Below are 12,464 nucleotides of genomic sequence, written 5' to 3'. Positions count from 1 at the left end.
CAGGCTCCGCGCACTCCGTGTCGCTCCTCCTTCCCCCTTGCAGGGGGCAACACCAGCGGCCCGGCAAAGCCGGTTCCGCGGTGTTCTCCGGGAATACCCTTCAGCGACCGGTTTCCTTGAGCCAGGCCGCGCGTGCCGCCAGCGCGGTGTCGGTGAAGTCGGTGAACACGCCATCGACGCCCAGCCGGTAGTAGGCCAGGTACTCGTTCTTCGGGTCGCCCTTGTAGTCGGCCGCGAGCCGGCGCGACTCGTTGCGGAAGGTGAAGGGGTGGACGAACAGGCCGGCCTTGTGGGCGTCGGCCACCAGCGTGGTGGGCGCCAGCGAGGTGGCGTCGGCGTCGTTGACCTTGCCGTCGCCGTTGAGGTCGCGGGCCTTGCCGTCGGCGCCGACCGTGCCCTTGATGCTCAGGATGTAGCGCTTCCAGGGGCCGATGCCGTCGGCGTAGGTCGCGATCTCGGCCAGGCCGGCGGGCGTGACCATGGTGTCGAAGTTGCGCTTGTCGCCGGCCAGCGTCCATTCGTAGGGGCGGTCGACCGGCACCGCATAGGTCATGACGCCGGTGCGCAGGTCGATGCCGTCGCCGTCGATCAGCTGGATCCGCTTGGTCTTCAGGCCCTTGGCCTTCATGTACTTGAGGCTGCCCGGCTCGAAGGATTGCACGAAGACCGGCGCGCTGGCGCTGTTCCAGCCGGCGGCCTCGAGGGTGGCGATCAGCTTGTCCTCCAGCGGCAGGCCCAGGTTGCGGAACCAGGTCGGGTTCTTGGTCTCGGGGTAGATCGCGATGGTGCGGCCGGTCTCGCGCGACTTGGCCTTGGCCAGGTCGATCACGGCCTGGAAGGTCGGCACCTTGAAGCGGCCGTTGAACTGCTGCGGCCGCTCGGCGTCGGTCGAGATCGCGCCCAGCGTCTGCAGCTCGGCCAGCGTGAATTCATGGATGAACCAGCCGGTCTGCGTCTCGCCGTCGACCTGGATCGTCTTCTTGCGCGAGGCGAACTCGGGGTGCGTGGCCACGTCGGTGCTGATCGCCAGGTTCGGGTCGTGCCGCGTGACCAGCACGCCGTCCTTGGTCGACAGCAGGTCCATCTCGATCACGTCGGCGCCCAGCTCGATCGCGCGGGCGTAGGCCTCGAGCGTCTCCTCCGGCAGGTAGCCCGAGGCGCCGCGGTGGGCCACCACCAGCGGCGGCTTGCCGTCGAGCGTGGGCAGCGCGGCGGTCTGCAGCGGGGCGGTGCAGCCGGCGGCGGCGAGGGCGGCGGTGGCGCCGAGGGCCCACAGCGCGGCGCGGCGCGGCGCCGGACGGGAAGCGGCGGCAGGGGCGAAGGACGGGAAGGTCATGGCATCTCCGGGTGGACGTTGGGAGGCGCAGCCTACACCCGCGCCATGACACGTCCGATGCACGGTCCGGCGTCTTCCCGGACAATGGTCCGCATGCCGCACACTCTTTCCGCCCGCAGCCTCGAAACCGCGCAGACCCTGGTGCGCATGAACACGGTCAGTGCCAACAGCAACCTCGAGCTGATCCATTTCGTGCGCGATCGCCTTGCCGCGCTGGGCGTGCGCAGCCGCCTGACCTACAACGCCGACAGGACCAAGGCCAACCTGTTCGCCACGCTGGGCGAGGGCCGGCCCAGCGGCATCATCGTCTCGGGCCACACCGACACCGTGCCCTGGGACGGGCAGGACTGGAGCGTCGACCCGCTGTCGGCCATGGTCCAGCACTGGCCCGTCGAGGGCGGCGGACCGGTGCCCGTGGGGCGGGTGGCCGAACTCGCCGCGCTGGGCAGCCCGCGGCTCTATGGGCGCGGCGCGGCCGACATGAAGGGCTTCATCGCGGTGGCGCTGGCCAATGCCGAGCACTTCCTCGAAAGCGATTCCCCCTTCGCCGTGCACTTCGCCTTCAGCTACGACGAGGAGGTGGGCTGCTTCGGCGTGCGCGAACTCATCGCCGACATGAAGGCGCAATCGATCCAGCCCGTGGCCTGCATCATCGGCGAGCCCACCAGCATGGTGCCCGCCATCGCGCACAAGGGCGTGTACCGCTACCGCTGCTGCGTGCGCGGCAAGGAGGCGCATTCCTCGCTCACGCCGCAGTCGGTCAACGCCATCGAGATGGCGGCGCGGGTGGTCGGCAAGGTGCGCGACATGGCCGAGGGCTTCGAGCATCACGAGCCGCGCTACGAGGGCTTCGACGTGCCCTTCAGCACCGCGAGCGTGGGCCAGTTCCATGGCGGCATCGCCGACAACGTGGTGCCGCGCGACGCCGAGTTCCGCTACGAATTCCGCAACCTGCCGACCGCCGATGCGCAGCAGATGCAGCAGGAGGTCCGGGCCTATGCGAGCCGGCTCGAAGCGCCGATGAAGAAGGTGGCGCCCGACACCGGCTTCCAGTTCGAGACCATCTGCGAAGTGCCCAGCTTCCTCGGCTCCGCCAAGGACCCGATCACGCGGCTCGCGCAGCGGCTCGCGGGCGAGGACCGCACCACGCTGGTGGCCTTCGGCACCGAGGCGGGGCTGTTCAAGGGCGCGGGCATTCCCACCATCGTCTGCGGCCCGGGCAGCATCACCCAGGCGCACCAGCCCGACGAGTTCGTCACGCTCGAACAGCTGGCGCGCTGCGAGGCCTTCCTGCAGGGGCTGGCGCGCACGCAGAGCCTCGACTGATGCCGCGCGCCCCGGCCCGCGGAGCTGCATGGTCACGATGAAACGCGTCGCGCTGGGCCTGCTGTGCGGCGCCGCGCTGCTCTACGGCGTGGCACACGTGCTCGAGGCGCGTCATCCCGCCTGGGGCTATGTCGCCGCGTTCGCCGAGGCCGCGATGGTGGGCGCCATCGCCGACTGGTTCGCGGTGGTCGCGCTGTTCCGCCGGCCGCTGGGCCTGCCCATTCCGCACACCGCGATCATCCCGGCCAACAAGGACCGCATCGGCGCCAAGCTGGCCGGCTTCATCCTCGACAACTTCCTGAGCACGCCGCAGGTGCTGGCCAAGCTGCAGGCCTTCGACCCCGCGGCCCGGCTCGCGCAATGGCTGGCGCTGCCGGCCAACGGCGATCGCCTGGGCGTGCATGCGGTGGCGATGGTGCGCTACGGCCTCACGGCCTTCGACGACGAGCGGGCGCGCGCCTTCCTGGCCCGCGCCGCGTCCGCGGGCCTGGCGCAGCTCGACCTGTCGCGGCTGCTGGGCCAGATGCTCGATGCGGTGACGGCCGACGGCAAGCACCAGGCGTTGCTCGACGACGTGCTGGCGCAGGTCGCCAAGGTGGTCGAAGGCGAAGAGGTGCAGGAGCGCATCGCCGAAGCCATCGCACGCGAGATCCGCACCCTGAAGTACGTGGGCCTCGACCAGGTGGCCGCGCGCGTCGCCACGCGCAAGATCGTCGCCGCCGTCTCGCGCACGCTGGGCGAACTCGCGGCCGAGCCCGAACACCCCTTGCGCAAGCGCTTCGACCATTTCATGGACGACTTCGTCGTGCGCCTCCAGCACGACCCCGAGTTCCACGCACGCGGCGAGCAGATCCGCGCCGAACTACAGGCCCATCCCGCGCTGGGCGAGTACCTGCACGGCCTCTGGGGCCAGCTGCTGGCCTGGCTCGACGACGACCTGGGCCGCGCCGATTCCAGCATCCGCCGCCGCATCGCCGGCATGGCCAGCTCGCTGGGCCAGCGCCTGCAGCAGGACGCGCCCTTCCGCCGCTGGATCAACGAACAGATCACCGACGCCGCCCCGGTCGCCATCGAGCGCTACCGCGAGGACATCCGGCGCTACATCGTCGAGCGCGTGGGGCAGTGGAACGCGCAGGAGATGACGCTCGAACTCGAGCGCCACATCGGGCGCGACCTGCAGTTCATCCGGGTCAACGGGACGCTGGTGGGCGGGCTGGTGGGCTTGAGCATCCACACGGTGACGCGCTTCTTCGGCGCCTGAGGCTACGCGGCCAATCCCCGGTACAGGAAGTCCACGCCCTCGGCCAGGCTGCGGTCGGAGGCGGGGAGGCCCGCCATGGCGAAGCCGTTGAGGTAGTCGGCGAGCACCGCGCCGGCGATCGCGGTATGCGCAGCGCCCAGGGCAAGGCCTTCGACGGCATTGCCGAACAGCCGGGCGAAGTGGTGGGCCACGCCTTCGCGTACACCCGGGTCGCGCGCCATGACGACGGTCAGCATGGGTGCGGCCGAGGCCAGTTCCACATAGGCCTGCGCAATGAAGCGCAGGCGCGCGCGTGGCGTGTTCGCGCGCCGGGGTATCTCCAGCTCGCCGAGCCGGGAGAAATGATGGTCGGCCAGGGCCTGCAGCAGCGCGGTCTTGTTCGGGAAATAGTGATAGACCGCCATCGGGTCGACGCCCAGCGCACGCGCGAGCTCGCGCATCGAGAAATCGGTGCCGCTGCTCTCCAGCAGCGTCGCGGCGGCGACCAGGATCCGGTCGGGTTCCAGCCGTTGCCGGGGGCGTTCGGGTGTCATGCCGGGTGGCGGGGGGATCGCTTTCATCTCTAGAATTCTACGTTGTAGAAATTCAGGAGTTCCCCATGCATCGTCCCCATGTCCGCGTGTTCGTCGCCGCCAGCCTCGATGGTTTCATCGCCGGCGCCCAAGGCGACCTGAACTGGTTGTCGGCCTTCGACGATCCGCCCGAACTGACCGGCTACGCGCGCCTGAGCGCGCAGACCGACACCGTCGTCCTCGGGCGCAACACCTACGACACCGTGCAGGGCTTCGACGGTTGGCCCTATGACGGCCAGCGGGTCGTGGTGCTCACGAAGCGCAGCCTCGGGGGCGCGCATGGCGAGGAGGCGCATGCCGGCAGCCTGCAAACACTGCTGCACACGCTGTGGACGCAAGGCAGCCGCAACGTCTACCTGGACGGTGGCCAGGCCATCCGCCAGGGCCTGCTGTCGGGCTGCGTCGACGAGCTGACGATCTCCTGGGCGCCGGTGCTCCTGGGCACGGGCGTGCCGCTCTTCGGCCCGGAGCTGGCGATGACGCGCCTGCCGCTCGTGGCCAGCCGAAGCCTGCCGAGCGGCCTGCTGCAATGCACCTACGCGCCGAAATCTTGAGTGCGGCTGGCGCCGGATCTCGCACAATGCCCGCGAACGGCCGATGCTGCGATTCCGCCGAAACAAAAAAAGGAGACACCATGACGGAGACACCCAAGACCAAGGGCCCTGCCTCTTACTTTCCTTCCATCGAGAAGACCTACGCGAGGCCGATCGCCCATTGGATGGCGGTGCTCGAGCAGGCGCCGACACGCAAGCACATGGAACTCGTGAACCTGCTCAAGACGGACCATGGGATGGGCCACGGGCATGCGAACGCGCTGGTCGCCGTGTTCCTGGCGCAGGCGGCGCCCGCGAAGCCGTAGGCTTGGGTCGATTCACTCGAGAAGGCTCGCCATCGACCAAACGCCCGAATGTGTTGCGCGCCTATTCAACGACCAGCCCCAGCTCGCGCGTCATCGTCTGGTACGTGGGCCAGGTCCGCTGGATGAACTGCTGCAACTCGACCCCGGTCCATGGCGGGCCTTCCACGCCCAGTTGCGCCAGCACGGTCTTCACGGGCTCCGATTTCGTGGCCGAATCGCGGGCCACCTCTGCGAGCCTTTGCACCACGTCCCTGGGCAGATTGGCCGGACCCAGCAGCATGTTGCACTCCTTGAGGTTCTCGAACGCCGGCCCCGTAAAGCCCTCGTCGGCCCAGGTCGGGATCCCCGGCAGCAGCGCTTCCGAGCGGTCGCCCGAGATCACCAGGATCGGCCGGAAGGCCCCGCGCTGGATGCCAGCCGCCATGCCGGCCATCGAGCCGGCCCCGATGTCGATGTTGCCGGCCATCAGGTCGAACACCATCGGCCCCGTTCCCTTGTAGTTGACGAGGTCGAACTTCGCACCGGTCTGCTTGGCCAGCTGGCTCATCATCAGCTGCCAGCCCGAGCCGATGCCGTAGTTGCCGACGCTCACCGGGCGCTTGCGCGCCAATTCGATCAGCTCCTTGAGGTTCTTCACCGGCAGGTCCTTCTTCACGACCATCGGCGAGGTGCCGGTGCTGAACGCAGCGACCGGCGTCAGGTCCTTGGTCGTATCGAGCGGCACCTTCTTGAGCAGCACGGGCGCCTGCGCCAACTGGCTGTGCAAGGTGATCAGCAGCGTGTAGCCGTCCGGCGCGGAACGCGCGACGGCGTCCGCGGCGATCATGCCGATGGCGCCCGAACGGTTCTCCACGACCACCGGGACGCCGAGCCGCCCCGTCATGTATTCCGCGAGTGCGCGTGCGGTCGCATCGTTCGATGAGCCCGGCGCCTGCGCGGCGATGATCTTGATGGGCTTCGCGGGCCAGGCCTGCGCGCGTGCCGGGCCCGGCAGCCAGCCGGCGGCCGCAAGACCCAGCCCGGCGCCGATGAAGCGGCGGCGTTGCGCCGCCGCGGGGAGGAATGTCGATTCGATGTTCGTCTTCATGTTGTCTCCTTCTTGTTCTGGGAATTCGGGTGCCGGCCATGCCGGTCGCGGCGGCCGGACCTACATGCCGATCCGGTCTGCGCGGTCGACCAGGTTCTTCACGATGCGCACCGATGCGATGTCGATCATCTTTCCGTCGTACTGGACGGCGCCGAGCCCTTGCGCCAGCGCCGCGTCGTAGGCCCGGATCATTTCGCGCGCACGCGCGACATCGGCTTCCGCGGGGGAGAAAGTGGCCTGCGCGATCTCCACCTGCGACGGATGGATGGCCCACTTGCCGACCATGCCGAGCGTCATGGCCCTGCGGCATTCCTCGCGGAAGGCCTCGGGTTCCTTGAAGTCGGCGAACGGCCCGTCGACGGCGTCGATCCGGTGGGCACGCGCCGCGATCGTGAGCTTGTGGCGCTGGTAGCTCCAGATGTCGCCGGGGTAGCCGCTCGGGCCGCCGATGTCGCGGATCGACACGCCCTGGCTCGCCGAATAGTCGCCCATGCCGAAGATCAGGCATTCGAGCCGCGGCGTCGAGGCGGCGATTTCCTCGACGCGCATCATGGCCTCGACCTCCTCGATGAGCACGTCGATGCCGATGCGCTTCTTGAGACCGAGCTTTTTCTCCATCATGGTGAGCAGCTTGTCGACAAACTGCACGTCGGACGCGCTCATGGCCTTGGGCAGCATGATCATGTCGAGGTTCTCGCGCGCACCTTCGACGACCTCGATGATGTCCTCGTAGGCGTACTCCGTGCCGAGGTCGTTGATGCGCACGCAGCGCGTGGTGCGGCCCCAGTCGAGCGTGTTCAGGGCCTGCACGATCTTGGCGCGCGCCGGCCGCTTCTCCGATGGCGCGACCGCATCCTCGAGATCGAGGAAGACGAAGTCGACGCCCATGCCCGCGGCCTTCTGCATCATCTTCTCGCTCGAGCCGGGGACGGACAACTGGCAGCGGCGCAGGCGCCTGGGTCTTTCTTGCATGGGTCTGTTCCTTGAGGTGTCAGAAGAAGTCGAGAAGGTGCTCACTGGATGACGTGCCCGGACCGCAACGAAGCGATCTCGTCGCCGCTGAAGCCGAAGGTCCGGAGCGTCTCGTCGGTGTGCTCGCCCGTCAGCGGCGCGCGGCGGCGTACGCCGCCCGGCGTGCCGCTCATGCGCACAGGTGTGCCGGCCACGGTGAGCGGTCGAGAGGCGCCGGGCTGTTCGACCTCGACCAGCATCTGGCGTGCGCGGAAGTGCGGATCGCCGAAGATGTCGGCTGCATCGAAGACCGGGCCGAACGGAATCTCTCCGCCCAGCAGCGCCGACAGTTCGGCCTTGGTGTGGCGGGCCGTCCAGCGGCCCACGATCTCGTCGACGGCGGCCTTGTTCTCTACACGCGCATCGTTGGTGGCGTAGCGTGGGTCCGTCGCGAGTTCGGGCTGCCCCATGCATTGGACGAGCGGGACCCAGAAGCGGTCGTTCGGCACGCCCAGGCTCACGTGGCCGTCCTTCGCGGGGAAGAGCCCGAAGGGGCACAGCAGGGGATGGCCGTTGCCCTCGGGCCCCGGCACCCGTCCGGTGGCGCTGTGCTGGAACACCAGGCGTTCGCAGACGGCGAGCACCGCATCGACCATCGCCACGTCGAGGAACTGGCCCTGGCCGGTGCGCTGCGCGCGCCAGCAGGCCGCAGCGATGCCGTAGGCCAGGTGCATGGCCGGCACGATGTCACCCACGCCGGGCCCGATCTTCGTCGGCGGGCCGCCCGCCACGGCACCGGTGATGCCCATGATGCCGCCCATCGCCTGTGCCACCGGGTCGTAGGCCGGCCAGGCCGCGTAGCGGCTCTCACCGCTGCGTGCGTCGCCGAAGCCGCGCAGTGCCGCATACACCAGGCGCGGGTTCTCCAGCGCGAGCGTCTCGTAGCCGAGGCCCAGCCGCTCCATCACACCGGAACGGTAGTTCTCGACCAGCACGTCCGCCTGCCGCACCAGGCGCAGCAGCGCGGCCTTGCCGGCGGCCTGCTTGAGGTCGAGGACCAGCGAATCCTTGTTGCGGTTGATCGACGCGAAGTAGCTGCCGAAGCCTTTGTCCTCGATCCGTCTCGCGCCATCGAGATGCGGTCCGGTGCGGCGCGTGAGGTCGCCACCGGGCGGCTCGATCTTCACGACATGCGCACCCTGGTCGGCCAGCATCATCGTGGCATAGGGGCCCGCGAGCATTTGTGTCAGGTCGAGCACGACGAGGCCCTCGAGCGCGCCGGTCGCACCCCGGGGAGATGCTGCAGCGCTCACCTGTCGGCCCAATGGCTCTTGCGCTTGAGCAGCACGGTCCGCTCCGCTTCCACGCAGAGCTTGTCGTCCTGGTTCAGGCCGTAGTGCCGGAAGCGCACGATGCCGGCATCGGGCCGCTCTGCGTCCCGGCGTTCGAGCACCTCGCTGAAGGCGTAGAGCGTGTCTCCGTGGAAGACCGGGTGCGACAGGCGGATCTTGTCGAGCGTCAGCTCGGTCAGGCATTGCTCGGCCGTGTCCTGCGCCGCCAAGCCAAGCACCATTGAGAGATTGATGCCACCGAACACCACGCGCTGCGCGAAGATGCCGCGAGCATCCTGCTGCATCGCATGCTCGTTGAAATGCCCCTCGGCGGTGTTCATGACCATGTGGGTGAGGAGCACGTTGTCCATCTCGGTCACGGTCTTGCCGCGTGCATGCCGGATCAATGCCCCCACTTCGAAGTCTTCGAAGTAGTTGTCGGTGCTGGTGAGTTCCGATGCCTTCATGCCGTGGCTCCCCGCTTCGCGGCCTGCTTCTCGAAGGCCCGGCCCGCGATCATGGCTTCCACTTCCGACTTGCCCAGCAGCTGGGTCGAGATGATGCGTTGCTGGATCTCCGAGGTACCCTCGAAAATCTTGGTCAGGCGCGCATCGCGCCAGTAGCGTTCGACCGCGAACAGCTTGGTGTATCCCGCGCCGCCGAAGATCTGCATGGCCTCGGAGGTCACGCGCTCGGCCATCTCGGAGGCGAAGTACTTGACCATCGACGCTTCCTTGTCGCAGCGCCGACCGCTGTCGATCTGTCCGCACACGTAGTACATCAGCTGGCGTGCCGCCTCGATCTCGGTGGCCATGGTCGCGATCTTGAAGCGGATGGCCTGGTATTCGGCGATCGGCATGCCGAACTGCTTGCGCTCGCCTGCATAGGCGATGGCATCTTCCAGCGCGCCCTGTGCGAGGCCGATGGCACGCGCCGCCGTATGGGCGCGCGCGCCTTCGAGCCCCTTGGTCATCAGGTGGAAGGCCTTGCCTTCCTCACCGATGAGTCCTTCGGCCGGCACCCGCAGCCCGTCGAGTGCGAGCTCGAAGGTCTTCCACCCGAAGTAGCCGATCTTCGGGATCGGGGCCCCTGTCATTCCCGGGGGAAAGCTGCCGCGCTCCTTCTCGATCAGGAAGCACGAGATGCCCAGGTAGCGCTTGTCTGCACTCGGGGGCGGCGAGGTGCGTGCGAAGAGCGTGAGGTAGTCGGCGCCGTCGGCAAAGGTGCACCAGTACTTGTTGCCCGTGAGCACCCAGTCGTCGCCATCGCGCACGGCGCGGCAGGAGATCGATGCCAGGTCGGAGCCGGTATCGGGTTCGCTCAGGGCGCTGGCGTTGAGGAACTCGCCGCGCACGACACGCGGCAGGTAGCGGACTCGCATCTCTTCGGGCATGGCCGACTTGATCCAGCCCCCTTGTGCGCGCGCCACGATCGAGGCCACCGACATCCAGCCGCGCGCCAGCTGCTCGCAGATAAGGCAGTACTCGAAGTAGCCGAGCCCCATGCCGCCGTATTCCTCCGGAATCATGATGCCGAAGTAGCCCATGTCGGCCAGCTTCTGGCGCAGGTCCATGGGGATCTCTCCCCCTGGCCCGTCGAGCCGGTTGGCCACCGGCAGCACCTCGCGCATGGTGAAGTCCCGTGCCGCGTCGCGAATCATGCGACGCTCATCGGTCATGTAACCCAGTCCGTCTTCTGACATTTCAATTCCTTGTTCTGACGAGGTTGGAGCGCTTGAAGCGGATGACTTCCTCGCCTTGCTGGTTCGACCCGCGGGTATGCCAGGTCACGATTCCGTAGCCGGGCCGGTTGGCGGCCAGACGTCGCGCGATCACCTCGGAATGCGCATACAGCGTGTCGCCGGGATACACGGCCTCGTGATAGCCGAGCTCGTCGACGCCCAGGAAGGGGCCGCCGCCCTCTGACAGGTCCTCCACCGACAGCCCGAACACCGTGTTGAACACCAGCAGCGGATTGACGGGGGTGGTCGGGTGGCCGTGCGCCTTGGCAAAGGCCTCGTTGGTGTAGTGCGGGTTGTAGTGCAGCGTGAGCGTCGAGAAGAGCGTGTTGTCGGCCGCCGTGACCGTGCGGCCCCAGTGGTGCGAGAAGGTGCGCCCGATCTCGAAATCCTCGTAGCGGTTGCCGCGTGGTCGGAGCGTCGCGCCGGCCTTGAGCCGCACGACCGTGCTTTCGTTGGGGGTCATTGGATGGCTTCGAACAGGGGTTGGAGGGAAGGGGCACGGTCCAGTCCGGCCACGGCTTCGACGAATCGGTCGAATCGTTCTGTCCCGAGCACCGGTTCGGCGATCGAACGGGCCTTGGCCAGCAGGCGCGTCCATTGCGCATTCAGGTCCGTGGCGGGAATTGCTACGTTGGCAGCGCGCGAAAGGGTTCGGCCGTCGCGCGTATGCATCGTCACCACGGCCGTATCGCGGTCCTCGGCCTCAACCACGTGCATCGACACGCATCGGGCCGCGGCGGCGTAGCGCGCATCAAGCGCCGTGCTGTCGGTGTAGAGGCCGAGGTCGGCGGTGTCGGCACCGTCGAGCGCGAGAGCGGCGAGATGCTGGATCGAGAACTTGATGCCGAGGCTGTCCTGGGGCACCGCGATGTCGCACACCCCGCGATGGTTGCCCGCGACCTGGATGGTCATCGACGCCAGTGCGCCGAGATCGACACCCTCGTGCTGTCGCAGCCCGCGGACCGCCTCGATCGTGGAATGGGTGAGGTAGCAGGAAGCGTGGTACTTGAAGAGCGTCCGCTCGATGGCGAAGCCGCGGCTCGTGTCGATCGCGGGCGCAAAGCTGTTCAGCGTTGGTGCCATGGTGCGGGCAAAGCCCTGCGCGCATTCGATCGCACTGTCGTTCACGGTGAAGCCACGCGCCGCCAGCTCCGCCGCCATCAAGCCGTTCATGGCGGCCTTGCCGGCGTGCAACGGCTTGCCCATGGTGCCGAACATGCACTTGAGCCCGGCGGCCTGGGTCGCGGCGAGCCCCAGTGCGTGCGCGGTCTGTCCACGGTCCAATCCGCGCAGGTTGGCGCAGGCTGCGGCTGCACCGAAGGTGCCGACCGTTCCTGTGACGTGGAAACCGTGCTGGTAGTGGCTCGGCCCGACCATCTCTCCGAGTCGGCTCTCGATCTCGTGACCCACCACCAGGGCACGCAGAAGGTCGCGACCCGATGCCGAACGGGACTGCGCCAGGGCGAGAACAGCCGGTGCCACCGGCACCGTGGGGTGCCCGAACATTCTCGATGCCACATCGTCGTAGTCCAGCGCATGGCCGGCGGAGCCGTTGATGAGCGCTGCGTCGTGCGGGGCGGCACGCTGTCCACTGGCCAGCAGAAGGCATGCCTGCTCGGCCGTTCCATGGTAGGCGTCGACAAGAATTTTCACCAAGGGCTCGGTCGTGCCTGCGATGCCGACGGCCAGCCAGTCGAGCAGGACATGCTTGGCCCATTGGTACGCCACGGGGGTGATGCATGCATCGTCGGTGCGGCTGATCCAGTCGGCCATGACCTGCGTGACCGCAACGCCGGTGTTGGCGTCGTCCATCTTCTTTTCCACGTTGTCTCCTGCCCTTGATCGGGCTGCCTGATGAGTTCGACAAAGTATTGAGCAGGCAGCCGTACAGGTGCATCACATATGTGATGGATCGATCAAGGCCTGAGTCATCACATATGTGATGAAGATGCCCGAGTGCGAACGCCAGACTCGGTACGCCCGCTCGCCTCTCCGGTGAC

Annotated in this window: 13 protein-coding genes; 4 read left to right on the top strand and 9 right to left on the bottom strand. The window is 67.8% G+C overall.

Going from position 1 to position 12,464, the window contains the following annotated elements; translation table 11 throughout:
- Window positions 1-100: 100 nt before the first annotated feature.
- On the bottom strand, window positions 101-1,336 hold the full coding sequence (locus tag QTI20_RS23470) for a glycerophosphodiester phosphodiesterase (RefSeq protein ID WP_286553916.1): 1,236 nt from the start codon (window positions 1,334-1,336) through the stop codon (window positions 101-103).
- A gap of 93 nt (window positions 1,337-1,429) precedes the next feature.
- Between QTI20_RS23470 and QTI20_RS23465 the strand changes: the two genes are divergently transcribed.
- On the top strand, window positions 1,430-2,662 hold the full coding sequence (locus QTI20_RS23465) for a M20/M25/M40 family metallo-hydrolase (RefSeq protein ID WP_286553918.1): 1,233 nt from the start codon (window positions 1,430-1,432) through the stop codon (window positions 2,660-2,662).
- 28 nt (window positions 2,663-2,690) lie between these two features.
- Complete coding sequence (locus QTI20_RS23460) at window positions 2,691-3,923, top strand: DUF445 domain-containing protein (protein WP_286553920.1); 1,233 nt, start codon at window positions 2,691-2,693, stop codon at window positions 3,921-3,923.
- A 2-nt stretch (window positions 3,924-3,925) separates the two neighbouring features.
- Here the strand turns inward: QTI20_RS23460 and QTI20_RS23455 are convergent, their stop codons facing one another.
- Entirely contained in the window at window positions 3,926-4,483 is a 558-nt protein-coding gene (locus QTI20_RS23455) for a TetR/AcrR family transcriptional regulator (protein WP_286553921.1), read from the bottom strand.
- Between the two features lie 38 nt (window positions 4,484-4,521).
- Here QTI20_RS23455 and QTI20_RS23450 point away from each other — a divergent pair, with 38 nt between their 5' ends.
- Together QTI20_RS23450 and QTI20_RS23445 are read left to right on the top strand one after the other, a co-directional pair.
- Window positions 4,522-5,049, top strand: a complete 528-nt coding sequence (locus QTI20_RS23450) for a dihydrofolate reductase family protein (RefSeq protein WP_286553923.1) — start codon at window positions 4,522-4,524, stop codon at window positions 5,047-5,049.
- 80 nt (window positions 5,050-5,129) lie between these two features.
- Entirely contained in the window at window positions 5,130-5,354 is a 225-nt protein-coding gene (locus QTI20_RS23445; protein ID WP_286553924.1) for a DUF4287 domain-containing protein, read from the top strand.
- Between the two features lie 61 nt (window positions 5,355-5,415).
- Here QTI20_RS23445 and QTI20_RS23440 read toward each other — a convergent pair whose 3' ends face one another.
- Genes QTI20_RS23440 through QTI20_RS23410 form a run of 7 tightly spaced genes read right to left on the bottom strand, consistent with a single transcriptional unit; the run spans window position 5,416 to window position 12,288 of the window.
- Window positions 5,416-6,441 carry a Bug family tripartite tricarboxylate transporter substrate binding protein gene (locus tag QTI20_RS23440; RefSeq protein WP_286553925.1) on the bottom strand — a complete coding sequence of 342 codons (1,026 nt, stop codon included), beginning with the start codon at window positions 6,439-6,441 and terminating at the stop codon, window positions 5,416-5,418.
- Window positions 6,442-6,501: 60 nt separating this feature from the next.
- Window positions 6,502-7,413: an HpcH/HpaI aldolase/citrate lyase family protein gene (locus tag QTI20_RS23435; protein ID WP_286553927.1), complete on the bottom strand. Its 912-nt coding sequence runs from the start codon at window positions 7,411-7,413 to the stop codon at window positions 6,502-6,504.
- A 41-nt stretch (window positions 7,414-7,454) separates the two neighbouring features.
- Window positions 7,455-8,705 carry a CaiB/BaiF CoA transferase family protein gene (locus QTI20_RS23430; protein ID WP_286553928.1) on the bottom strand — a complete coding sequence of 417 codons (1,251 nt, stop codon included), beginning with the start codon at window positions 8,703-8,705 and terminating at the stop codon, window positions 7,455-7,457.
- Window positions 8,702-9,190 (bottom strand): MaoC family dehydratase, encoded by a 489-nt coding sequence (locus QTI20_RS23425; RefSeq protein ID WP_286553929.1) that lies wholly within the window; start codon window positions 9,188-9,190, stop codon window positions 8,702-8,704. The genes QTI20_RS23430 and QTI20_RS23425 overlap by 4 nt, the downstream gene beginning before the upstream one ends.
- The gene (locus QTI20_RS23420) at window positions 9,187-10,401 is read right to left on the bottom strand and encodes an acyl-CoA dehydrogenase family protein (RefSeq protein ID WP_503011433.1); all 1,215 of its coding nucleotides are present in this window, start codon (window positions 10,399-10,401) and stop codon (window positions 9,187-9,189) included. Before QTI20_RS23420 ends, QTI20_RS23425 begins: the two co-directional genes overlap by 4 nt.
- 25 nt (window positions 10,402-10,426) lie before the next feature.
- A complete protein-coding gene (locus QTI20_RS23415; protein ID WP_286553931.1) occupies window positions 10,427-10,927 on the bottom strand; it encodes a MaoC family dehydratase in 501 nt (166 codons plus the stop codon).
- Window positions 10,924-12,288 carry an MmgE/PrpD family protein gene (locus tag QTI20_RS23410; RefSeq protein WP_286553932.1) on the bottom strand — a complete coding sequence of 455 codons (1,365 nt, stop codon included), beginning with the start codon at window positions 12,286-12,288 and terminating at the stop codon, window positions 10,924-10,926. The genes QTI20_RS23415 and QTI20_RS23410 overlap by 4 nt, the downstream gene beginning before the upstream one ends.
- Window positions 12,289-12,464 lie beyond the last annotated feature (176 nt).

The organism is Variovorax sp. J2P1-31, assembly GCF_030317215.1.
In the GTDB taxonomy this organism is placed as follows: Bacteria; Pseudomonadota; Gammaproteobacteria; order Burkholderiales; family Burkholderiaceae_C; genus Variovorax.
This window is presented reverse-complemented; position numbering and strand designations above follow the sequence as displayed.